The organism is Streptomyces sp. NPDC003248 (assembly GCF_055563235.1).
Map to the genome: position 1 here is coordinate 329592 of NZ_JBVHDT010000002.1, position 22168 is coordinate 351759.

Below are 22168 nucleotides of genomic sequence, written 5' to 3' on the forward strand. Positions count from 1 at the left end.
CGTACGAAGGGCCCGGCGCCGGCCGCCGGGCCCTTTCGGCTGTCGGTACGTCGGTACGTCAGGACGCCGGGTTGCCCGTCGACACGCTCAGCTCGATCTCCGGCATGTCCTCGGGGTCGACGTCCGTCCCGGCGGACGGGAACTGGTCCATGACCGCGCCCTGGCCGTACGTGTTCTCGTCGACGTCCTTGATCGTCATCGTCCAGCCGGCCGCCTGGAAGCACTCCTTGACCGACTTGATGTACTTGAACTGGAAGTTGGGGACGCGGATCTTGTCAGGGTCGTTGTACGACTCGTCGGGCTCGGAGCACTCGGCCGAGTCGATCGTCTTCGAGGTGTCCGGGCCGCGGTAGCCGGCCGCCTTCGTGGCGGTGGCGCTGGAACTGGCCCCGCCGGAGCCGCCCTTGTCGTCCTCGCTGCCGTCGTTCGCCATGAGGGTGCCGAGCAGGGCGCCGACGGCCACGACCGCGACGATGGTCGAGCCGACGACCACCGGCTTGCTGCTCGCCCGTCCGCTGCCGGGGCCCACGGCCGTCGACGGCTGCGGGGTGAGGTTGTAGGCGGGCGGGGTGTGCGGCGCCTGCTGGTGGCCGTACGACGGGGCGGGCGTCTGGTAGCCGCCCTGCGCCGGATAGCCGTAGGACGGCGCCGGGGCGGGCGTCGAGGGCGCCGGGGTGCCGTACGGGTTGTTCGGCGCGGGCTGGTACGGCGTCTGCACGTTGCCCGTCGGGCCCTGGGTGCCCTGGCCGACCGGCGGGAAGACCGCGGAGCCGACGCCCGCGCCGCTCGACGTCTGGGCGCCGGCGACGATGCTCGGCGGGGCGGCCTGGAAGGAGGCCGCGACGCGCAGGCACTCGTCGCGCATGGCCACGGCGGTGGGGAAGCGCTCGTTCGGGTTCTTCTTCAGCGCGCGGGCGACGAGCGCGTCCACGGCCGGCGGCAGCGCGCGGTTGACGGAGGAAGGAGCCACCGGCTCCTCCTGCACGTGCGCGTACGCGATCGCCAGCGCCGAGTCCGCGTCGAACGGAAGCCGGCCGGTGACCAGTTGGAACAGCATGATGCCGACCGAGTACAGGTCGGATCGGGCGTCCACGCCCCGGCCCAGCGCCTGCTCGGGCGAGAGGTACTGCGGGGTGCCGACGACCATGCCGGTCTGCGTCATCGAGGTGACGCCGGACTGCATCGCGCGCGCGATGCCGAAGTCCATCACCTTGACGACACCGCGCTTGGTCATCATCACGTTGCCGGGCTTGATGTCGCGGTGGACCAGCCCCATCTCGTGGCTGATCTCCAGCGCCGCCAGCACGTCCGCGGTGATCTTCAGCGCCTTGTCGGCGGGCATCGCGCCCTGCTGCCGCACGTCCTCGTCGAGCACCGACCCGAGCGGGCGGCCCTCGATGTACTCCATCACGATGTACGGCGTCGTCATGCCGTCCACGTCGTCCTCGCCCGTGTCGAAGACGGAGACGATGTTGGTGTGCGTGAGCTTCGCCACGGCCTGGGCCTCGCGGCGGAAGCGCTCGCGGAAGGCCTGCTCGCGGCCGAGCTCGGTGTGGAGTGTCTTGATCGCGACCTGACGGTCGAGCACGGAGTCGTAGGCGAGGTGGACGGAGGCCATACCGCCCTCGCCGAGCAAGTCACGCAGCTGATAGCGGCCGCCGGCGAGCGCCCGCCCCGCATACCGGCCCTGCGCGCCGTCCTGGCTCATCTTCTGCGTCCCCCGTAAGGCGTCGGGCACCTGCCGCTTGCTGTGGCTAGCCATTGATCGAAAGTGCCATTCCCGGCCAAGTCTGCCCCAGGCCACTGACACGTCAAGCGCGGTGCCCGTTCCGTGACCGTACGCGAAAGAAGCGTCGCGGAAGCGTTACAGGCGGCGTACGGCCGGTACACAGAATTTGCACGCCGGCAGGGGGTGCGGGTTTGATGGCCGGTCCGGTCTCCGACCCGTACCCGCGCTCATCCCGGACCGGCGGCTTGCGCGGAGGCTGTAGCGTGGCCGACGGAGACCGTGACAACACCGCGCGCACCGCGGGCAGAAACGACGGCGAGGACTGATGGCACAGCAGCAGCGCGCTCAGGGCCCGTCCGACCCCGAGGCGACTGGCGGCGGTATGTCAGATGCGCCGGAGCTGTGGGGTAACGGCGGGCTTGTCGGGGACGGCCGGTACCGGCTGACCCACAGACTCGGCCGGGGCGGCATGGCGGAGGTGTTCGCCGCCGAGGACGTGCGCCTCGGGCGAACCGTGGCCGTCAAGCTGCTGCGCGCCGATCTCGCGGAGGACCCGGTGTCCAAGGCCCGGTTCACCCGCGAGGCCCAGTCGGTGGCCGGCCTCAACCACCACGCGATCGTCGCCGTGTACGACTCCGGCGAGGACTTCGTGGGCGGCCAGAGCGTGCCGTACATCGTCATGGAGCTGGTCGAGGGGCGGACGATCCGTGATCTGCTGCTCAACGCCGAGGCGCCGGGCCCCGAGCAGGCGCTGATCATCGTCTCCGGGGTGCTGGAGGCGCTGGCCTACTCGCACCAGCACGGCATCGTGCACCGCGACATCAAGCCGGCGAACGTGATCATCACGGACAACGGCGCCGTGAAGGTGATGGACTTCGGCATCGCCCGCGCCCTGCACGGCGCGTCCACGACGATGACGCAGACCGGCATGGTCATGGGCACTCCGCAGTACCTCTCCCCGGAGCAGGCCCTCGGCAAGGCCGTCGACCACCGCTCCGACCTGTACGCCACGGGCTGCCTGCTGTACGAACTGCTCGCACTGCGTCCGCCGTTCACCGGCGAGACCCCGCTGTCGGTGGTCTACCAGCACGTCCAGGACATCCCGGTGCCGCCGTCGCGCACCTCGGACGGCGCCTGCCCGCCCGAGCTCGACGGCCTCGTCATGCGCTCCCTCGCCAAGGAGCCCGACGACCGCTTCCAGACCGCGGAGGAGATGCGCGGCCTGGTCCAGTACGCCCTCCAGATGCTGTACGACCAGGGCGGCCACACCGGCACCTGGAACACCGGGCCGGTCGACGCGGCCGCCGGCGGGGCTGCGGCCGCGGCCGGGTTCGCGGGCACCACGGCGATGCCGCACGGCGCCGACGGCTCCAGCACCTCGCAGATCCCCCAGCCGATCCTGCCCTCGGGCTACGGAGGCGGCGACGACGGCGGGTTCGAGGGGCACGGCAACCGGGGCAGCGGCCGCGGCAAGCTGTGGGTGCTGGCCGTCCTCGCGGTGATCGCCATCGCGGCCGGTGTCGCCCTCGCGCTGAACAACGGCGGTTCGGACGGCGGCGGCGGGTCGGAGACCACGCAGTCGCCGACCGTCACGCAGTCCGCGACGGAGGACGAGAGCAGCGCGTCCCCGAGCGACTCGCCGACCGACGAGTCGACGGAGGAGGAGACGACGGAGGGCAGCTCCGGCTCGAACTACGGTTCGGAGTACACGCCGTCGTACACGCCGTCGTACACGCCGTCCCCGAGCTACAGCAGCGAGGAGAGCGAGCAGCCGTCGGAGGAGCCGACCGAGACGCAGCCGTCGGAGGAGCCGACCGACACCGAGTCGAGCGACTCGGGCACCACGGACGGCGGGACCGGGGAGGACGCCGGTTCGACGACGGGCACCTCCAGCGGCAGCGACCAGGGCACGACCAGCCTGGGCAGCCTCGGCGGCTGACCTCTTCCGTCCACGCCGTCGCACGCACGCGCGCGTGGGGCCCGACCGGGCTCCCCACGCGCGCGTCGTCGTCTGCGCGGCCCGCCCCGTCGGGGCGGCCCCGCACCCGGGTCAGAGCGTGAAGGCGTCGCACACCGCGTCGTACTCCCGCGTCCACCACACCGCCAGGGCGGCGGCCGCCGGGAACTGGGGATCGGCGCGGGTGTCGCCGCGCTCGTAGTGCCAGCGCAGCATCCAGAAGTCGTTGAGGCGCTCCCACCACACGCGGTGCACGGCGGCCGCGAGTTCCGAGGGGGTGGCCCCGGCGGCGCGCCGGTACGCGCGCGCGTACGCCCGCGCCTTGGGCAGGTCGAGGGTGCCGCCGGGCAGGACGAAGAAGATCGCGGCGGCGCGTACGGCCTCCTCGGCGCGCGGCTGCACGCCGAGCCGGTCCCAGTCGACGATGGCGGCGGGGGCGTCGTCGCGGTAGAGCAGGTTGAACGGGTGGAAGTCCCCGTGCACCCAGCCGGCCGGGCCGCTGCTCGGGGGACGGCGGTCCGCGTTCCGTTCCAGCAGGGCACGCCGTTCCAGGAGCCGGTGGCGGGCCAGTTCGTCGAAGGAGTCGGCGGGGCGGTGCCGGCGCACGCGCGCGAGGAGGTCGTCGATCACGGCGAAGGTGTCGGCCGGGGCGACGCTCTCCGGGGGTGCGGCGCGGGCCCGCGCGTGCGCCGGCATCACCCGCTCCAGGCTCGCGTGCACGACCCCCAGGAGCGCCCCCAGGCGGGCGCACTCGCCGGGGGTGAGCTGGGCGCCGTGGCGGTGGCGGCCGTCGATCCACGGGTGCAGGGCGTAGGCGTGGCCGCCGACGACGGCGACCGTGCGCCCGTCGCGGCCGGGCAGCGGGGGCGCCACGGGGACCCCCAGGTCGGCCAGGCGCTGGGTGGCCCGGTGCTGGCGGACGATCGAGGCCTCGTCGGCGGTGTCCGGGTCGAAGTGGTGCTTGAGGAAGTAGCGGCCGCGGGTCGTGCGCAGCCGGTAGCCGCGGTTCAGCAGCCCTTGGTCGACGGGCGCGCAGTCGAGGGGGGAGCCGGCGGCGTAGCGGCGGAGCAGGGCGCCCAGAGGGGGCGCGTGGGGCATCAGGGGTGGTACACAGGAGCGCGGCACGCGCCCGATGCTAGGGCACTGTTCGGCGCCGTGAGCTGCGCGTTGTCACACACAGTCACCAGGCGTCACAAGTGGTCCCCGACGGTCGCCTTGAGGTGGGCCTCGGGCGTGAAGTGATCCCCCCGGTCGGCGGCCGCTGCGGGGGTATGGGGCAGTTCGTCCTTTTCGGTGGGTTGGTGCACTCGTCTATCCGTGCTCTTCCCGTTGCCGAGGCCGACGGGATAACGTGCCGTTGCTCCGGCCTCCTGCAAGGCTGTGACCAGGATCCTTCCCGAGTTTGCCGATTTTACTTGGAAATCCAAGCAAAAACGCAGGTCAGGCGGGGTTTCACAGATATGTGGCGTACTGGGTAACGTGCATCTTGCAGGGCGCTCGCCGGGGCACCTGTCACGCCTGTTCCGGCCGAGTGGCACCCACCCCGTGCGCGGGTGTCGGAACAGGTGAGCCGTACTGGTTCCCGGCAACCCCGGGGGCCGGACCGACGGAGGAGCACACGTGACCGTGGAGAGCACTGCCGCGCGCAAGCCGCGACGCAGCGCCGGAGGCAAGGCCGGCGCCACCGGCACCGAGACGGCGACCGGCACCACCCGCGCCGCCGCGGCCAAGGCCACCGGCGGGAAGCGCACCGCCGGCAAGCGCACCGCCGCCGGGGCCCGCACCGCCCGTACCGCCGGCGCCACCGCAGGGAAGGGCGGCGAGCCCGAGCTCGTCCAGTTGCTCACGCCCGAGGGCAAGCGCGTGAAGGACGCCGAGTACGACCCGTACGTCGCCGACATCACCCCCGACGAGCTGCGCGGCCTGTACCGCGACATGGTGCTCACCCGCCGCTTCGACGCCGAGGCCACCTCCCTCCAGCGCCAGGGCGAGCTGGGCCTGTGGGCCTCGCTGCTCGGCCAGGAGGCCGCCCAGATCGGCTCCGGCCGCGCCCTGCGCGACGACGACTACGTCTTCCCGACCTACCGCGAGCACGGCGTCGCCTGGTGCCGCGGTGTCGACCCGGCCAACCTGCTGGGCATGTTCCGCGGCGTCAACAACGGCGGCTGGGATCCCAACGGGAACAACTTCCACCTCTACACGATCGTCATCGGCTCCCAGACGCTGCACGCCACCGGCTACGCGATGGGCGTCGCCAAGGACGGCGCGGACAGCGCGGTCCTCGCCTACTTCGGCGACGGCGCCTCCAGCCAGGGCGACGTCGCCGAATCGTTCACCTTCTCCGCCGTCTACAACGCGCCGGTGGTGTTCTTCTGCCAGAACAACCAGTGGGCGATCTCCGAGCCGACCGAGAAGCAGACCCGCGTCCCGCTCTACCAGCGCGCGCAGGGCTACGGCTTCCCGGGCGTCCGCGTCGACGGCAACGACGTCCTCGCCTGCCTCGCGGTCACCAAGTGGGCCCTGGAGCGGGCCCGCCGCGGCGAGGGGCCGACCCTCGTCGAGGCGTACACGTACCGGATGGGCGCCCACACCACCTCCGACGACCCCACCCGCTACCGGCACGACGACGAGCGCGTCGCCTGGGAGGCCAAGGACCCGATCCTGCGCCTGCGCCGGTACCTGGAGGCCTCAAACCACACGGACGAGGGATTCTTCGCGGAACTCGAGGCCGAGAGCGAGGCGTTGGGCAGGCGAGTGCGCGAAGCGGTCCGTGCCATGCCGGACCCGGACCACTTCGCCATCTTCGAGAACGCGTACGCGGACGGACACGCGCTCGTCGACGAGGAGCGCGCCGGGTTCGCCGCCTACCAGGCGTCGTTCGAGACGGAGTCCGACAGCGGCGTCGCCGCGGGTGAGGGGGGCAACTGAGATGGCCGGCACTGCGACCAGCAAGACCAGCACGACCATGGCTCTGGCCAAGGCGATCAACGAGTCGCTGCGGCACGCGCTGGACTCCGACCCCAAGGTCCTCGTCATGGGCGAGGACGTCGGCAAGCTCGGCGGCGTGTTCCGGGTGACGGACGGCCTCCAGAAGGACTTCGGCGAGTCCCGCGTCATCGACACCCCGCTCGCCGAGTCGGGCATCGTGGGCACCGCGATCGGCCTGGCCCTGCGCGGCTACCGCCCGGTGGTGGAGATCCAGTTCGACGGCTTCGTCTTCCCGGCCTACGACCAGATCGTCACCCAGCTCGCGAAGATGCACGCCCGCTCGCTGGGCAAGGTGAAGCTCCCCGTCGTCGTCCGCATCCCCTACGGCGGTGGCATCGGCGCCGTCGAGCACCACTCGGAGTCCCCCGAGGCGCTCTTCGCGCACGTGGCGGGCCTGAAGGTGGTCTCGCCGTCGAACGCCGGGGACGCCTACTGGATGATGCAGCAGGCCATCCAGAGCGACGATCCGGTGATCTTCTTCGAGCCCAAGCGGCGCTACTGGGACAAGGGCGAGGTCGACACCGAGGCCATCCCCGGCCCGCTGCACAAGGCGCAGGTCGTCCGCGAGGGCACCGACGTGACCCTCGTCGCCTACGGCCCGATGGTGAAGGTCTGCCGGGAGGCCGCCGACGCGGCCGCCGAGGAGGGCAAGAGCCTGGAGGTCCTGGACCTGCGTTCGGTCTCCCCCCTCGACTTCGACTCCGTCCAGGCATCCGTGGAGAAGACCCGCCGTCTGGTCGTGGTCCACGAGGCGCCGGTGTTCTTCGGCTCGGGCGCGGAGATCGCCGCCCGGATCACGGAGCGCTGCTTCTACCACCTGGAGGCCCCCGTGCTCCGGGTGGGCGGCTACCACGTCCCGTACCCGCCGGCGCGTCTGGAGGAGGAGTACCTGCCGGGCCTGGACCGGGTGCTCGACGCCGTCGACCGTGCCCTGGCGTACTGAGGAGAGGGTCGTGACGACGATGACGGAAGCGTCCGTTCGCGAGTTCCGGATGCCCGACGTGGGCGAGGGGCTCACCGAGGCCGAGATCCTCAAGTGGTACGTCCAGCCCGGGGACACGGTGACCGACGGTCAGGTGGTGTGCGAGGTCGAGACGGCCAAGGCCGCCGTCGAACTGCCCATCCCCTACGACGGCGTGGTCAGCGCGCTCCACTTCCCCGAGGGCACCACGGTGGACGTGGGCACGGTGATCATCGCGGTGGACGTGGCGGGCGGCGGGGCGCCGGCGGCGGCTCCTGCGGTGGCGGGGGAGCCCGCCGCGTCCGAGGCGGAGGGTTCCGGCCGCCAGCCGGTCCTCGTCGGGTACGGCGTGGCCGCCTCCTCCACCAAGCGCCGTCCGCGCAAGGCCGCGGAGGGCCCCGCCCAGGAACCGGCGGCGGCCGCGGCCGTCCAGGCCGAACTGAACGGCCACGGCACGGCGGCGCACGCCGCACCGGCCCCCGCGCCGGTCCCCAGCCCGGCCGCCGTACCGGCGTCCGGCCCGTCCGCCGCCCCCGTCGGCAAGGGTCGCCCGCTGGCCAAGCCGCCGGTGCGGAAGCTCGCCAAGGACCTGGGCGTGGACCTCGCGACGGTGGTTCCGTCCGGTCCGGACGGCATCATCACGCGCGAGGACGTCCACGCGGCGGCGGCCCCGGCGCAGGCCCCCGCGCCCGAGCGGCCGGAGGCGCCGCAGCCCGTCCCGGCGGCCGCCCCCGCCGCCACCCCCGTCACCGTCCCGGCCCCGGTGGTCTCGTACGACGCGGCCCGCGAGACGCGTGTCCCCGTCAAGGGGGTGCGCAAGGCGACCGCGCAGGCCATGGTGGGGTCGGCGTTCACGGCGCCGCACGTCACGGAGTTCGTGACGGTCGACGTGACCCGCACGCTGAAGCTCGTCGAGGAGCTCAAGCAGGACAAGGACATGCAGGGCCTGCGGGTCAACCCGCTGCTGCTCATCGCCAAGGCCCTGCTGGTCGCCCTCCGGCGGAACCCGGACATCAACGCGTCCTGGGACGAGGCCAACCAGGAGATCGTGCGCAAGCACTACGTCAACCTGGGTATCGCGGCCGCGACCCCGCGCGGTCTGATCGTGCCGAACATCAAGGACGCCCACGACAAGACGCTGCCCCAGCTCGCCGAGGCGCTGGGCGAGCTGGTGGCGACGGCGCGCGAGGGGAAGACGCCTCCGGCTGCCATGCAGGGCGGCACGGTCACCATCACCAACGTCGGCGTCTTCGGCATCGACACCGGCACACCGATCCTCAACCCCGGCGAGTCCGCGATCCTGGCCATCGGCGCGATCAAGCTCCAGCCGTGGGTGCACAAGGGCAAGGTGAAGCCGCGTCAGGTGACCACGCTCGCGCTGAGCTTCGACCACCGCCTGGTCGACGGCGAGCTGGGCTCCAAGGTGCTGGCGGACGTGGCGGCGATCCTGGAGCAGCCGAAGAAGCTGATCACCTGGGCTTGAGCCCGGGTGAGCGCGGGGAGCCGCGGCCCCTCGGGCGGGGTGGCCCCATCGTGTGGGGGCGCCTCGCCGGATGGGGCCGCTACCGGGCGGGGCCGTGCCACCGGGCGGGGTCGCCCAACTGGGCGGGGCCGTCCCACCGCGTGGGGCGCCTCGCCGGGTGGGGCCGCCGCCCCCCCCGCGGAGTCGTCCCACCGGTGGGTGCCACCCGCCGCATGCCCGTCTCAACGGGCGGCGGTGGTCCCCGGTGTCTCCTCCCGCATCCAGTGGCCGTCGGTGGTCCAGCCCAGGAGCCGTCGGCCTTCGCCCTCGTCCGGCGAGCCGCCTTCGGCGGTCTGCCGCAGGCCGGTCAGGGCGGGAGCGAGCCGGGTCGCGACATGGCCGGGGCGGCGGGCGGCCTCCTCGGCCAGCCGGTCCAGGGTGCGGGCCTGCTCCCGCGGGGTGCACAGGGACAGGTGGAACAGCATCTGGCGCCAGGCGTAGGCGGCGTCCTTGATGGTGGCGAGGGGACGCGGGTTCCCGTGGACGCGGGCGGTCAGCCGGCAGACGGTGTCGAAGCTGCGGAGGGCCAGGTCCTCCCAGCCCGTGGCCGGGCTGATGCCGACCCGGTGGACCAGGGTGGCGAGGTTGTGCGTGGTGAGGATCTGCGCCTGCTCGATGACCGTGCCGTTCGCCGCCACCGATCCGGACCCCCACCGCGAGCGGGTCGAGGAGGCCCCGGCCCGTTCGGCGCACAGCTGAGCGAACCGGGTCGAGGTCCGGGGCCGGACCGTCCGGAGCTGGGCCTCGCCGGCTTCGAGGATCGCCAGGTTGCGCACGGCGCGGTAGTCGATGGCGTAGTAGCGCTCGTAGAGCGAGCCGCCTCCCAGGAGTTCCGCGGCGACACGGGCGGCGACGAGGAACTTCGGGGTGAACGTGCCCATGAAGATGTCGGCGGCCAGCTCCTCGACCAGCGGGGCGCCGAGGTCGGCCTGGCGGGCGAGGACGGACAGTTCGCGGACGAGCGGGTTGGGCAGGATTGTGCCCGGGAAGGCCTGCACGGCCAGTTCGCCGAGCTGCCGCAGCGCGAGGGCGGACACCTCGTCCGCCTCGCCACCGGCCCGCCACCCGGCCACGGCCTTCACCCACGGCAGCTCCTCCGCCCGCACCTGCCGCTCCAGGTTGAGCAGCAGCAGCGACCGGCGGTTGCGGAAGGCGCGGTAGTGGGCGGCGGCCAGGGTGCGCAGCGATTCGTCCGGGTAGGCCTGGGCGGTCGTCGCGGCGACGAGCTGCGGGACCAGTTCGGCCATGACCTCGGCGGACGGCACCGCACCGCGCTCCACCAGCGTGCCCAGCGGCGCGCTCAGCGCGGTCTCGACGGGCCGGCGCAGGGCGCGCGGGATCGCCGCCCCCGCGGGCAGTCCCGTCTCCCGGGTCTCCTGCTCGCTCACCGCGGCGACGAGCGGCCCGACCTCGGTGACGCCCTCCTCCGGCGGCAGCCCGGAGAGCCGGCGCAGCACCAGCTGGGCCAGCGCGTGGTGCGAGGGCAGCGCCGCCTGCGCGGCCTGCTCCCGGCGCAGCGCCGTCAGTTCGGGCGAGCCGGGCAGGCCGCGCCGCCGCACCATGGAGGTGACCGCGTGCCGCAGCAGCCCGAGCCGGCGCGCGTCCAGCGGGCGTCCGGCGACGCTCTCCTCCAGCGCGCCCCGCAGGATGGCGAGGTTCTGCTTGGGGTCGAGGTGCTTGGTGCAGCGGGTGTGCCGGCGGGCGAGGTCGCGGTAGCGGCGCAGCAGGGCGGCGCCCCGCTCGTGCCAGGCGGCGCCGGGTGTGCGCGCCAGGACCCGGCCGTCCTCGGCCGTCTCCAGCCAGTGCGCGAGCAGTTCGTCCCCGAACGGCTGCCAGACGGCCAGTGCCTCCCGCTGTGTCTCCACGGCCTCGCCGGGCCGGCGCCGGCCCAGGGAGTGCCGGGCGTCGCCGACGGTCCGGCGGTGCACCGCGGCGGCGTCGGGCGCGGGGCGGTCGGCGGGGGCCGGGGTGAAGCGCAGCCGGTCCGCGAAGGGGACCAGTTCCTCGACGAGGTCCAGGGCGGCGTCCGTCTCCCCGGCCCGGGCGAGCCAGGCGACGGTGAGCAGGGCGGCCTCCTCGGGGACGGTCACCTCGTAGCGGCCGCTGTCCAGCAGGTCGTACAGGCGGCGCAGTCCGTCCTCGGACAGCCAGTACGCGAAGAGGGCCCGCCGCTGCGCGGGGACGCCCGCCTGCCGCGCGACCTCGGTCTCGTACGGGCGCAGGGGGCCGCCGGCCGCGGCCTCGCCGGTGGCGAAGCCGCCGCGGACGACCTGCGGGGTCACCCAGGCGGGCAGTCCGGCGACCGGGGTGCGCGAGCCGATGGAGAGCAGTCCGTTCGCCATGCCGGCGAGGACGGCCCGCCAGGCGCGGCCCTTCTCCTGGGCCCGGTGGCGGGTGTCGGGGTCCTGGTGGGTGTGGGCGGTCCTGAGCGCCTTGGCCAGTTGGCCGGACGCGTAGCCCGGGTTCGCCTCGGCGAGGTGCTGCTGGTCAGCGTCGTTGTCCATAAGCCGACGTGACGGGTTCCGCCCCCGTGCCCTCCGGGTCCCGAGCCCGGCGCTCTGCTGCTGAGCTACACGTCGATGAGGCGACGCGACGGGTTCCGCCCCCGTGCCCCCCGGGACCACACCCGGTGCTCTGCTGCTGAGCCACACGTCGTCGAGCCGACGTGGCGGGTGCCGCCCCCGCGCCCTCCGGGTGGAAAGCCCGGTGCTCTGCTGCTGAGCTACACGTCGATGCCGTTGACGGTAGGTCCCGGAGCGGCGGTCGGACAACCGGATTAACGACGGCGTCCGACCGCCCCGGGACAGGGGCAGGGACAGGGACAGGGGCAGGGGCAGGGACCCGGCCGTGGCTACGCGGGCACGTGCACGGTGGAGACCCGGCTGGCGACCAGCCGCTCCCGTTCCCGCCGGGCCGCCCGCCTGCGCAGCCGCAGGATCTGGCTCACCCCGACGGCCTGGAGCACGAACACCGCGGAGAAGGCGGCCCGGTAGTCGTCGCCGGTGGCGTCCAGCAGGACGCCGATCGCGAAGAGGGTCGTCATGGAGGCGACGAAGCCGCCCATGTTGGTGATGCCGGACGCGGTCCCCTGCCGCTCGGGCGGGTTGGCCGGCCGGGCGAAGTCGAACCCGATCATCGAGGCGGGCCCGCAGGCCCCGAGCACCACGCACAGCACCACCAGCAGCCACATCGGCGCGTGGTCGCCCGGGTAGGCCAGCGTGGCCGCCCACAGCAGCGCGGTCGCCCCGACCGTGCCGAGCGCGAGCGGCAGGCGCGCCCCGTGGTGCCGGGCGACGACCTGCCCGTACACGAGTCCGACGGCCATGTTGGACAGCACGACGAGGGTGAGCAGTTCGCCGGCGGTGGCCCGGTCGAGGCCCTGGGCCTCGACGAGGAACGGCAGCCCCCACAGCAGCAGGAACACCATCGCGGGGAACTGGGTGGTGAAGTGCACCCACAGGCCCAGCCGCGTCCCCGGCTCCCGCCAGGAGGCCGCTATCTGACGCCGTACGTAGGCGGCGCCCTGGTGCGGGAACGGCTCGGGCTCGTGCCCCTCGGGGTGGTCCTTCAGGAACAGCACCAGCAGCACCAGGACGACGACCCCGGCGAGCGAGCTGCCCGCGAACGCGGCGGTCCACCCCACGCCGTGCAGCAGCCGCGCCAGCACCAGCGTGGACACGAGGTTGCCGGCCATGCCCGCCAGCCCCGCGAACTGCGCGACCATCGGCCCGCGCCGCGCCGGGAACCACCGGGTGCCGAGCCGCAGCACGCTGATGAACGTCATGGCGTCCCCGCAGCCGAGCAGCGCCCGCGAGGCGAGCGCCGTGCCGTACGTCGGGGAGAGGGCGAACCCGAGCTGCCCGGCGGTGAAGAGCACGACGCCGATGCCCAGGACCTTCTTGGTGCCGAGCCGGTCGACGAGGAGACCGACCGGTATCTGCATGCCCGCGTACACCAGCAACTGGAGGATCGAGAAGGTGGACAGCGCGGAGGCGTTCACGTGGAAGCGGTCGGCGGCGTCGAGGCCGGCCACTCCCAGGGAGGTGCGGAAGATGACGGCGACGAAGTAGACGGAGACGCCGATCCCCCAGACGGCGACGGCGCGCCGTCCGCCCGGCGGGTCACCCGGTCGGGTGGTGTTGCCCAGGGGCCTCGCCGGGCTCATCGGACCTCCCCCCGGGCCAGGTGCGAGAACCAGCCGACGTGCCGGTGGACGATCCCGACGGCCGCCTCCGCGTCGCCGGAGCGCAGCGCCTCCAGGATCTCGGCGTGCTCGGTGAGGGTCTTGGCGATCCGGTCGGGGTGGGAGTGCAGGACCGCGACGCCCATCCGCAGCTGCCGGTCGCGCAGTTGGTCGTAGAGCCGGGAGAGGATCTCGTTGCCGCCGCTGCGGACGATCTCGGCGTGGAAGCAGCGGTCGGTGACGGCGGCCCCGGCCAGGTCGCCGGCGGCCGCCTGCGTCCGCTGCCGCGCGAGCAGCTCCTCCAGCCGCTCGATGAGCCCCGGCGGCGCGGGGACGGCCTTGCGCGCCGCGTGCTCCTCCACCAGCAGCCGGGTCTCCACGACGTCCGCGATCTCCTGCGCGGACACCGGCAGGACCAGGGCGCCCTTCTTCGGGTAGAGCTTGATCAGCCCCTCCACCTCCAGGCGCAGCAGCGCCTCGCGCACCGGCGTGCGCGAGACCCCGACGGCCTCGGCGAGCTCGCCTTCGGTGAGGAGCGTGCCGCCCTCGTAACGGCGGTCCAGGACTCCCTGCTTGACGTGGGTGTAGACGCGGTCGGCGGCGGGTGGCTGCTTGAGGGGGGCGGGCGGCGCGGATGGCATGTCCACAGGATAGATACAACACGTACGCATGGGTGGTCCGCGTCCATCATGCGGACCCCGGCGTGGCCCCGGGACGGACTTCGGCGTGGCCCCGGGACGGACCCCGGCGTGGTGTCGGGGCGGTCTCCGGGCCAGGAGCCTCCGAACGGGTCACGGTTGAGGCGTAAGGGGGTCCCCTCGCAGCAAGCGCACAACTATCTGTGCTACTTACGTGTCACACACATGCGGCCCCTTCTGCTTTCCCCTGCAACTCGGCCGCACCTCAGGGGCATTCGACGTAATCGGGGTATTTCAGTTGATAACCGCCACCAAGGGCTTCCGTGTCCGCAGGGCCGCTGCCGTCGTCGTGACGACCGGCGCAGTGCTCGCCACCGGAGCTCTCACCGCGGCGCCCGCGCAGGCTGTGACGACGCCCACCATCACCGCCAAGGGCGCGTACCTGATGAACAGCGCGACCGGCGCGACGCTCTACAGCAAGTCCGCCGACTACAAGAGGCTCACCGCCTCCACCACGAAGGTCATGACCGCGAAGGTCGTGCTCTCGCAGTCGAACCTGAACCTCGACACCAAGGTCACGGTCAAGCAGGCGGTCAGCGACTACATGGTCCGCGAGGGCTACCCTTCGTCGGCCAAACTGATCGTCGGCGACAAGGTCACGGTCCGTCAGCTGCTGTACGGGATGATGCTGCCGTCCGGCTGTGACGCAGCGATGGTCCTCGCCGACAAGTTCGGCACGGGTACGACCGTCGCGGCTCGCACCAAGAACTTCATCGCCAAGATGAACACCATGGCCAAGAACCTGGGCATGACGAACACGCACTTCGACTCGTTCGACGGCCTCAGCAACGGCTCCAACTACTCGACGCCGCGCGACCTGACGAAGCTCGGCCGCAGCGTGATGAAGAGTTCCACGTTCAAGGCCGTCGTGAAGACCAAGTCCTACACGGCGAAGACGATCACCAAGACGGGTGCCACCCGCACCATGGCCGCTTGGACCAACACCAACACGCTGCTCGGCTGGAACGGCACGCTCGGCATCAAGACCGGCTCCGGCACCCAGGCCAAGTACTGCCTCATCTTTGCCGCCACGCTCAACGGCGAGTCGGTCGTGGGCACCGTCCTCACGGCTCCCGATGCGGCGAACCGCACGGCCGACGTGAAGAAGCTCATCAACTACGGCTACGCCAAGATCAGCTGACGCGCACCCACCCGTGTGCGGACGGGCCCGTCGTGACGTTCACGACGGGCCCGTTCCGTTGTACGGCCGCACGGCCGTGCGGACTTGCAGCCGTGCGGCCGTGCGGTCTAGCGCGTCACCGCGAAGTTGCGCAGGATCGCGGCCGTCAGCTCCGGCTCGCCCTCCGCCTTGACGCGGTCCGCGACCGCATCCGGGGATACCCGGCCGCAGGCGAGGCGGACGTACGTCTCCCAGTCGAGGGCGAAGGAGGCGGCGGGCCCGAGGGCGGGGGCCGTCTCCAGGGTGCCGCGGCCCTGGATGTCGACGCGGATGGTGCGCAGGAACTCGATCGGGCCGTGGACGTCGAAGACGACGGCGGAGCTGCGCGGGGCGTCGGACCGGGTGGCGACGACGCCGGGGAGCTCGGAGAGGAGCACGTCCCGGGCGATGTGCGCGCCGGGGGAGTCGAGGTTGCCGGGGCGGCCGAGGGCGGCGCGCAGGTCCTGCTCGTGCACCCACACGTTGAACGCGTGGTTGCGCATGGACTCCTCCAGCGTCAGCTCGGTGCCGAGGGGGCCGCGCACCTTGGCGCCGGGGTCGCGCGACTCGTTCCGCAGCTGCCGGTTGCGGCGGATGATCGTGTACTCCAGCTCCGACGTCATCTCCGGTGACGTGTGGTGCCGGCGGACGTCCACCTGTATCTCCATGTAGCGCTGGAGGTCGGTGGTGACGTGAAAGAGGTCCCGGGGCAGGGAGTGGATCGGCCGCGGGTCGCCGTACATCTCGCAGTCCAGCCCGATGACGTGCGACACGATGTCGCGGACCGACCAGCCCGGGCACGGGGTGCGGCGGTTCCAGTCCGCCTCCACCAGCGGCTGCACCAGCTCGGTTATCGCTTCGATGGAGTGGGTCCAGGCGTCGGCGTAGGGCTGGAGGGTGGGATGCAGACTCACGGAACGGGACCCCTCGGCGGTCGGTACACGGGCGGGCAGGATGGTGGCGGCGGCGGTGCCAGCGGGAGGTGGCTGTCGGCGGGTGTCTTGAGACGCTAAGTTACGCTGCTGTGAGGCACCCCGGCAGTGCTTTCGTGTGACGATCGTAGGCCCGTGTGGACTACTCGAATGCCAGGACGGTGGTAGTGTGCGCGCCTCTCTGATCCAGATCGCCGTGGATGAGGGCGAATCGGTCGACGTACGGCGGGCGCGGGTCGCCTCGCTGGTGCGGGAGCAGGCCGGCTCGGCCGACCTCGTGGTGCTGCCGGAGCTGTGGACGACCGGAGCCTTCGCCTACCAGCGGTTCGGCACCGCATCCGAGCCGCTCCAGGGCCCGACCCACGAGGCGATGGCCAAGGCGGCGAGCGACGCGGGCGTGTGGCTGCACGCCGGCTCGATCCCCGAACGGGACCCGGACGGCACCCTCTACAACACCTCCCTCGTCTTCTCCCCCACCGGCGATCTCGCCGCCGCCTACCGCAAGATCCACCGCTTCGGCTTCGACAAGGGCGAGGCCGTCCTGATGGGCGCGGGCGGCGACCTGGTGACCGTGACGCTGCCGGAGACCACCATCGGTGTGGCCACCTGCTACGACCTCCGTTTCCCCGAGCTCTTCCGCGGCCTCGTCGACGCCGGCGCCGAGACCCTGGTGATTCCGGCGGGCTGGCCGGAGCGCCGCCGGTCGCACTGGACGCTGCTGGCTCAGGCGCGGGCGGTGGAGAACCAGGCGTTCGTGCTCGCGTGTGGAACGGCCGGCACGCACGCCGGGGTTCCCCAGGCGGGTCACTCGATCGTGGTCGATCCGTGGGGCGAGGTCCTCGCGGAGGCCGGCGCGGGCGAGGAGGTCCTCACCGTCGACTTCGACCCGGCGAAGGTCGCGACGACCCGGGAGCAGTTCCCGGCCCTGAAGGACCGCGTCCTCGGCGTGGCGGCACCCCGGCGCTGAGCCCCGCCCCTCCAGGCGCTGAGCCCCCGCCCCTCCGGGCGCTCAGTCCTCCCGCTCCTTCTCCGCCAGGTGGATTACGCACACCGCCACCGCGATCAGCAACGCCGCGTCGGCGTCCTCGCGGACGACGTCGACGCCGTACGTGTCCCGCACGTGCAGCCACCGCCGTGAGATCACGGCCAGCAGTTCGCCGTCGTACTCCACGGCGAACTCCCGGTCGAGGATCTTGCCGCTGACGTCCAGCTCGGTACGGCCGTCCGCCAGGGCGACCCGGTAGTGGTTGCGCAGCAGCGACAGCCGCTTCCGGCGGATCGTCGCCAGGGGCTCGCCGTCCCGTTCGATCACCATCGTGTCGCGCAGGGCGAACATCTTCTGTCGGATGTCGATCAGGACCCGCCCCTCGGTGTCCTTCAGCTCGAAGGTGTCCCGCATCCGGATCGCCTTGCCGTCGACGAGGTAGACCCGGTTGCCGTGGTCGTCCTCGATCCAGTAGTCGTCACCGAAGCCGAGGATGCGGTCGCGCACGAGGAATCTCATGGCTCTACGGGTACCCCCGACGGCCCGAACGGGACGCAGCCGCTAGCCCGACGGGCTGACCCCCGCCTTCCGCACGGCGGTGAGCAGGGCGCTGACGGCGGTGGGGGTGGGCGTGAGGACGGTGGTGGGGGTGTCGCTCTCGCGGAGGTGTATCGCGCCGGTGGCGGTGGCTATCTCCAGGCAGTTGGTATCGGCGCCGGCGGAGAACGACGACTTCTGCCAGTGGAGGGCGTCGGGCACAGGCAGTTCCTTCACAGGGATAGGCCAGGCGCGGGTGCGTCGCGTACGGCCGTGAGCAGGGCGTTCATAGCGGTGGGGGCGGGGGTGAGGACGGTGGCGGGGGTGTCGCTCTCGCGGAGGTGGAGGGTGGTGGGGGTGGCGGCTATCTCCAGGCAGTCGGTGTCTTCGTCCCCTCCCGAGAACGACGACTTCTGCCACTGGAGGGTCTGAGGGGCGAGCGACATGTCAGAGCTCCTGGGCGATACGGCGGATGAAGTCGACGGAGGCGTCCTGGGGAAGGGCGGCGCTGTCGACTCGTTCGAGCCGGGCTTGGTAGCGGCTCAGTTGGGCGCTGGCGTCGATGAACTCGGCGCCGTGTGTGGTGTCGATCTGCACAGTGTCCAGTTGGGGGACGACCCCGCCAACGTACTGCATGGGGAAGCCCGCCCCCGCGAAGCCTTCGGCTCTGAACGGGATGACGCGAAGGGTGAGGTGCTCCCGCTCGGAGGCTTTCAGGAGGTGGTCGAGCTGACCGCGGGCCACTTCCGAGCCACCGACACGCATCCGTAGCGCGGCTTCGTGGATGATCACGTCGTACGGCGTTCCGGCGTCCAGCACCCTCTGGCGCTGTATCCGGAAGGCGACGCGAGCCTCGCGGTCGCTCTCGGAGCGGTGTGGATCCACGAAGGTCGCAGCTGCGCGCACGTGTTCCTCGGTCTGTAGGACTCCGGGGATGTGCACGACCTGGAACGTGCGGACGTACGACGCGTAGTGCTCGAGTTCGGCGAGGTCGAGTGCCCCGGGACGCATGACACCTCGGTACTCCTCCCACCATCCCTTGTGCCGCGGAGTCGCCATCGCGACCAGGGCTTCTACGAGCGGGCCGTCGACGCACTCGTAGAACTCGACCAGCCTGCGAAGCCGGACCTCACTGATTCCGAAACGGCCGGATTCGATGTGGCTGATCTGAGTCTGGTTCACGCCCAGGAAGGCTGCCGCGTCACGTGACTCGATGCCCGCTGCCTCACGCAACCTGCGCAGTTCGGCGCCGAGGCGGCCTTGGCGAGCAGTGGGGTTGACCCTCGGCGGCATGGCGTTCTCCTCGTTCGTCGTACTTTTCCGGATCAGTTGAGGCGTATCAGGCTGATTCGGTACCGTCGTGGCGTGCCTCACGGAGGGTGCCCGTACGGTCACTCGTCCGCAACTCGGGCATGTCGGAAACCCGTTGGAAGCGCCACCCCGGCCACGGACCCCGGGGCGCCGGACAGCAACGCGGCCAGGCTTGCACAACCCCCCTCACCTCACCGGAGTTGATGCCCCATGCCCTCGTACACCCTCATCTGTCCGCCTCTCGACAGCTCGCCCCACATCGCCCGCGACTTCGTCGCCACCGTGCTGCGCGCGCTCGAACTGGACGGCGACCTGATCGACGACGCGACGCTCTGCACCTCGGAGATCGTCACCAACGCCTGTGTGCACGCGAAGGGCGGGGACGGCGCGATGCTGTGGCTGGCCGTGGAGGAGGGGCGGCTGCGGGTGGCGGTGTACGACGGGGACGACAATCCGCCGGTGCTGAGAGAGGTGACCGCCGAGACGTGGGAGCGGGGCGGCGGCCGGGGCCTCTACCTGGTGGACGCCCTCACCGGCGGCCGCTGGGGGCACGGCCCGGATCTCCCGTACGGCGGGCACCGGTACCCGTACCCGGACGGCAAGGCGGTCTGGTTCGACCTGCCCGTCCGGCTACGGGCGGCACCCTGACCGCGGTATGGGCGGGTGGGCGATACCGAGCCTGGGTCAAGGTATTTCGAGTTCGGGCAGAGAGAAGAAACCGCTGATCGCCTGAACGATCCGCTCGTCGATGTCATCCCCGTCCAAGTCCGCTTGCGGCCCGATCAGATGCGCCGCCGTGAGAACGGGCAGCAGCCGGTCGGGCTCCTCGCCTACCCGGTAGTCAGGGGCTTCGAAGCTGAAAGCGGTGATCAGGCGTCCATCGCGGTGGTACTCGAACGAGGGGCCGTGGGCTTTGGCGATGCATGGTTCGGTCACGAAAACGGCGAGTTCGCCGCCGTCCGGGCACAGTTGTCGGTAATCAGCCAGGTCGTAGTCGCCGCTCTCCCAGCTGAGCATGTCGTGCATGATCACGCCCCAGCCGGCTCCCTTGCCGTACGCGAGTGGCATGCGCCGCGCGGCGAGGAGTCGCTGGGTGAGGGCGTCCAGAGACATCCCCCGGAAGAAGACGACGTTGGTCTCCTCATGGTGCGGGAGCGGGCCGTGTATCCAATGCGTCACATCGGGACCGTAGAGGAACCCACTGACACGGCCGCACAGCCGCCCGCCGCTTACGGAGCGCCGCGCCCTGCCGGCAGTCGTCTCGTTCTCGTCCACAGCCGTCCGTGGTCCCACCGCCGTGAATCGTGCCGTACACGTGTGAACCCGCGCTTACGCCCCGATGGCAAGCTTGAAGCATGCACGATGCCGCCTCCGCGCCCACCCCCGCGCCCCCACGCCGCCGCGCCCGTGTCCGCGCCCCCGAGCTGATCGGCAAGGGGGGCTGGCTCAACACCGGGGGCAAGGAGCTCACCCTCGCAGGCCTCCGAGGTAAGTGCGTCGTCGTTGATTTTTGGACGTTCTGCTGCGTGAACTGTCTGCACGTCCTGGACGAGCTGCGCGAGCTGGAGGAGAAGCACCGGGACACCGTGGTCGTCGTCGGCGTGCACTCGCCGAAGTTCGTGCACGAGGCGGAGCACGCGGCGGTCGTGGACGCGGTGGAGCGGTACGGCGTCGAACACCCGGTGCTCGACGACCCCGAGCTCGCCACCTGGAAGCAGTACGCGGTGCGGGCGTGGCCGACGCTCGTCGTGATCGACCCCGAGGGGTACGTCGTCGCCCAGCACGCCGGTGAGGGGCATGTGCACGCCATCGAGCGGCTGGTGACGGAGCTGGAGGCCGAGCACGCGGCGAAGGGGACGCTGCGGCGCGGTGACGGGCCGTACGTGGCGCCCGAGCCGGAGCCGACGGATCTCCGCTTCCCCGGCAAGGCGGTCCTGCTGCCGTCCGGGAACCTGCTGGTCAGCGACACCACCCGGCATCAGCTCGTGGAGCTGGCGGAGGACGGGGAGAGCGTCGTGCGGCGGATCGGGTCCGGGGTGCGCGGCTTCGCCGACGGCACGGCGGAGACGGCCTCCTTCAACGAGCCGCAGGGGCTCGCCCTCCTCGACGGCTCGTCCGTGATCGTCGCGGACACCGTCAACCACGCCCTGCGCCGCCTCGATCTCGGCTCCGGTGAGGTGACCACGCTCGCCGGTACCGGGAAGCAGTGGTGGCAGGGGTCACCGACGTCCGGTCCGGCCCGGTCGGTCGATCTGTCCTCGCCGTGGGACGTGGCCCTGTTCGGCGGCCGGGTGTGGATCGCGATGGCGGGCGTGCACCAGCTGTGGGCGTACGATCCGGTCGCCGGGACCGTCGGTGTCGCCGCCGGGACCACCAACGAGGGGCTCGTGGACGGGCCCGCCGCCGAGGCCTGGTTCGCGCAGCCGTCCGGGCTCGCGGTCTCCCCCGACGGGGAGCGGCTCTGGCTGGCCGACTCCGAGACCTCGGCCCTGCGCTGGGTGGATTCCGGCGGCGTGGTCCGCACCGCCGTCGGCACCGGGCTGTTCGACTTCGGTCACCGGGACGGCGCGGCGGGGCAGGCGCTGCTCCAGCATCCGCTGGGTGTCACCGTCCTGCCCGACGGCTCGGTCGCCGTCAGCGACACCTACAACCACGCCCTGCGCCGCTACGACCCGGCGACGGGCGAGGTCACCACGCTCGCCACGGACCTGCGCGAGCCCAGCGACGCGGTGCTCGTCGGCGACGACATCGTGGTCGTGGAGTCGGCCCGGCACCGGCTGACCCGGCTGCGGCTGCCGGAGGAGGCGGTCCGCGTCGAGGCGGTCGCCCACCGGACGCAGCGGGCCGCCACCGAGGTGGCGCCGGGCACGCTCCGGCTGGACGTGATCTTCCAGGCGCCGGCCGGTCAGAAGCTCGACACCCGCTACGGCCCGTCCACCCGTCTGCTGGTCTCCGCCACCCCGCCCGAGCTGCTGCTGTCGGGGGCGGGCGCGGACACCGATCTGGCGCGCGTGCTGGAGCTGGACCCGGCGGTGCCGGAGGGGGTGCTGCACGTCTCCGCGATGGCCGCGTCCTGCGACGACGACCCCGCGGCCGAGTACCCCGCCTGCCATGTCCACCAGCAGGACTGGGGTGTTCCGGTGGTGCTCACCGAGTCAGGCGCCGACCGGCTGCCGCTGGTGCTGGCAGGCCTGGACGCCTGATCC

19 protein-coding genes and 2 tRNA genes are annotated in these 22168 nt (G+C 72.1%); 8 read left to right on the forward strand and 13 right to left on the reverse strand.

Annotated features, from left to right (window positions below):
• Positions 1–58: 58 nt before the first annotated feature.
• The gene (locus tag ACZ3KJ_RS06815) at positions 59–1708 is read right to left on the reverse strand and encodes a protein kinase domain-containing protein (RefSeq protein WP_467525759.1); all 1650 of its coding nucleotides are present in this window, start codon (positions 1706–1708) and stop codon (positions 59–61) included.
• A 346-nt stretch (positions 1709–2054) separates the two neighbouring features.
• Between ACZ3KJ_RS06815 and ACZ3KJ_RS06820 the strand changes: the two genes are divergently transcribed.
• A complete protein-coding gene (locus ACZ3KJ_RS06820; protein ID WP_467525172.1) occupies positions 2055–3668 on the forward strand; it encodes a protein kinase domain-containing protein in 1614 nt (537 codons plus the stop codon).
• Between the two features lie 111 nt (positions 3669–3779).
• Here ACZ3KJ_RS06820 and ACZ3KJ_RS06825 read toward each other — a convergent pair whose 3' ends face one another.
• Positions 3780–4784 carry a phosphotransferase gene (locus ACZ3KJ_RS06825; protein ID WP_467525173.1) on the reverse strand — a complete coding sequence of 335 codons (1005 nt, stop codon included), beginning with the start codon at positions 4782–4784 and terminating at the stop codon, positions 3780–3782.
• A gap of 522 nt (positions 4785–5306) precedes the next feature.
• Here ACZ3KJ_RS06825 and pdhA point away from each other — a divergent pair.
• The 3 genes from pdhA to ACZ3KJ_RS06840 are packed head-to-tail and all read left to right on the forward strand — an operon-like array spanning position 5307 to position 9118.
• Complete coding sequence (pdhA, locus tag ACZ3KJ_RS06830; RefSeq protein ID WP_467525174.1) at positions 5307–6614, forward strand: pyruvate dehydrogenase (acetyl-transferring) E1 component subunit alpha; 1308 nt, start codon at positions 5307–5309, stop codon at positions 6612–6614.
• A gap of 1 nt (position 6615) precedes the next feature.
• Entirely contained in the window at positions 6616–7617 is a 1002-nt protein-coding gene (locus ACZ3KJ_RS06835) for an alpha-ketoacid dehydrogenase subunit beta (RefSeq protein ID WP_467525176.1), read from the forward strand.
• 10 nt (positions 7618–7627) lie between these two features.
• A complete protein-coding gene (locus ACZ3KJ_RS06840) occupies positions 7628–9118 on the forward strand; it encodes a dihydrolipoamide acetyltransferase family protein (protein ID WP_467525178.1) in 1491 nt (496 codons plus the stop codon).
• 221 nt (positions 9119–9339) lie between these two features.
• Here ACZ3KJ_RS06840 and ACZ3KJ_RS06845 read toward each other — a convergent pair whose 3' ends face one another.
• The 5 genes from ACZ3KJ_RS06845 to ACZ3KJ_RS06865 all read right to left on the reverse strand — a co-directional run bounded on the left by ACZ3KJ_RS06845 (position 9340) and on the right by ACZ3KJ_RS06865 (position 13981).
• The gene (locus ACZ3KJ_RS06845; RefSeq protein WP_467525180.1) at positions 9340–11661 is read right to left on the reverse strand and encodes a hypothetical protein; all 2322 of its coding nucleotides are present in this window, start codon (positions 11659–11661) and stop codon (positions 9340–9342) included.
• 3 nt (positions 11662–11664) lie between these two features.
• Positions 11665–11736 (reverse strand) — tRNA-Pro (locus ACZ3KJ_RS06850).
• 81 nt (positions 11737–11817) lie between these two features.
• Positions 11818–11889, reverse strand: a tRNA-Glu gene (locus tag ACZ3KJ_RS06855).
• 119 nt (positions 11890–12008) lie between these two features.
• On the reverse strand, positions 12009–13322 hold the full coding sequence (locus ACZ3KJ_RS06860) for an MFS transporter (RefSeq protein WP_467525182.1): 1314 nt from the start codon (positions 13320–13322) through the stop codon (positions 12009–12011).
• Positions 13319–13981, reverse strand: a complete 663-nt coding sequence (locus ACZ3KJ_RS06865) for a GntR family transcriptional regulator (RefSeq protein WP_467525183.1) — start codon at positions 13979–13981, stop codon at positions 13319–13321. The genes ACZ3KJ_RS06860 and ACZ3KJ_RS06865 overlap by 4 nt, the downstream gene beginning before the upstream one ends.
• 295 nt (positions 13982–14276) lie before the next feature.
• Here ACZ3KJ_RS06865 and ACZ3KJ_RS06870 point away from each other — a divergent pair, with 295 nt between their 5' ends.
• Positions 14277–15179 carry a D-alanyl-D-alanine carboxypeptidase family protein gene (locus ACZ3KJ_RS06870; RefSeq protein WP_467525184.1) on the forward strand — a complete coding sequence of 301 codons (903 nt, stop codon included), beginning with the start codon at positions 14277–14279 and terminating at the stop codon, positions 15177–15179.
• A 107-nt stretch (positions 15180–15286) separates the two neighbouring features.
• On the opposite strand, the gene ACZ3KJ_RS06875 is transcribed toward ACZ3KJ_RS06870, so the two are convergent.
• Positions 15287–16111: a maleylpyruvate isomerase family mycothiol-dependent enzyme gene (locus ACZ3KJ_RS06875; RefSeq protein ID WP_467525185.1), complete on the reverse strand. Its 825-nt coding sequence runs from the start codon at positions 16109–16111 to the stop codon at positions 15287–15289.
• Positions 16112–16298: 187 nt separating this feature from the next.
• Here ACZ3KJ_RS06875 and ACZ3KJ_RS06880 point away from each other — a divergent pair, with 187 nt between their 5' ends.
• Positions 16299–17096, forward strand: a complete 798-nt coding sequence (locus tag ACZ3KJ_RS06880; protein ID WP_467525187.1) for a carbon-nitrogen family hydrolase — start codon at positions 16299–16301, stop codon at positions 17094–17096.
• Between the two features lie 42 nt (positions 17097–17138).
• On the opposite strand, the gene ACZ3KJ_RS06885 is transcribed toward ACZ3KJ_RS06880, so the two are convergent.
• The 4 genes from ACZ3KJ_RS06885 to ACZ3KJ_RS06900 are packed head-to-tail and all read right to left on the reverse strand — an operon-like array spanning position 17139 to position 18944.
• Positions 17139–17633, reverse strand: coding sequence for an LURP-one-related/scramblase family protein (locus tag ACZ3KJ_RS06885; RefSeq protein WP_467525188.1), 495 nt, complete (start codon positions 17631–17633; stop codon positions 17139–17141).
• 42 nt (positions 17634–17675) lie between these two features.
• Positions 17676–17873 carry a DUF397 domain-containing protein gene (locus ACZ3KJ_RS06890; RefSeq protein WP_467525190.1) on the reverse strand — a complete coding sequence of 66 codons (198 nt, stop codon included), beginning with the start codon at positions 17871–17873 and terminating at the stop codon, positions 17676–17678.
• 11 nt (positions 17874–17884) lie between these two features.
• Positions 17885–18097: a DUF397 domain-containing protein gene (locus ACZ3KJ_RS06895; RefSeq protein WP_467525192.1), complete on the reverse strand. Its 213-nt coding sequence runs from the start codon at positions 18095–18097 to the stop codon at positions 17885–17887.
• Between the two features lies 1 nt (position 18098).
• Entirely contained in the window at positions 18099–18944 is an 846-nt protein-coding gene (locus ACZ3KJ_RS06900; protein WP_467525193.1) for a helix-turn-helix domain-containing protein, read from the reverse strand.
• Positions 18945–19172: 228 nt separating this feature from the next.
• Here ACZ3KJ_RS06900 and ACZ3KJ_RS06905 point away from each other — a divergent pair, with 228 nt between their 5' ends.
• Entirely contained in the window at positions 19173–19610 is a 438-nt protein-coding gene (locus ACZ3KJ_RS06905; RefSeq protein ID WP_467525195.1) for an ATP-binding protein, read from the forward strand.
• 36 nt (positions 19611–19646) lie between these two features.
• Here ACZ3KJ_RS06905 and ACZ3KJ_RS06910 read toward each other — a convergent pair whose 3' ends face one another.
• The gene (locus ACZ3KJ_RS06910; protein WP_467525197.1) at positions 19647–20237 is read right to left on the reverse strand and encodes a hypothetical protein; all 591 of its coding nucleotides are present in this window, start codon (positions 20235–20237) and stop codon (positions 19647–19649) included.
• A gap of 80 nt (positions 20238–20317) precedes the next feature.
• Between ACZ3KJ_RS06910 and ACZ3KJ_RS06915 the strand changes: the two genes are divergently transcribed.
• The gene (locus tag ACZ3KJ_RS06915; RefSeq protein WP_467525198.1) at positions 20318–22165 is read left to right on the forward strand and encodes an NHL domain-containing thioredoxin family protein; all 1848 of its coding nucleotides are present in this window, start codon (positions 20318–20320) and stop codon (positions 22163–22165) included.
• The last annotated feature ends 3 nt before the right edge of the window (positions 22166–22168 follow it).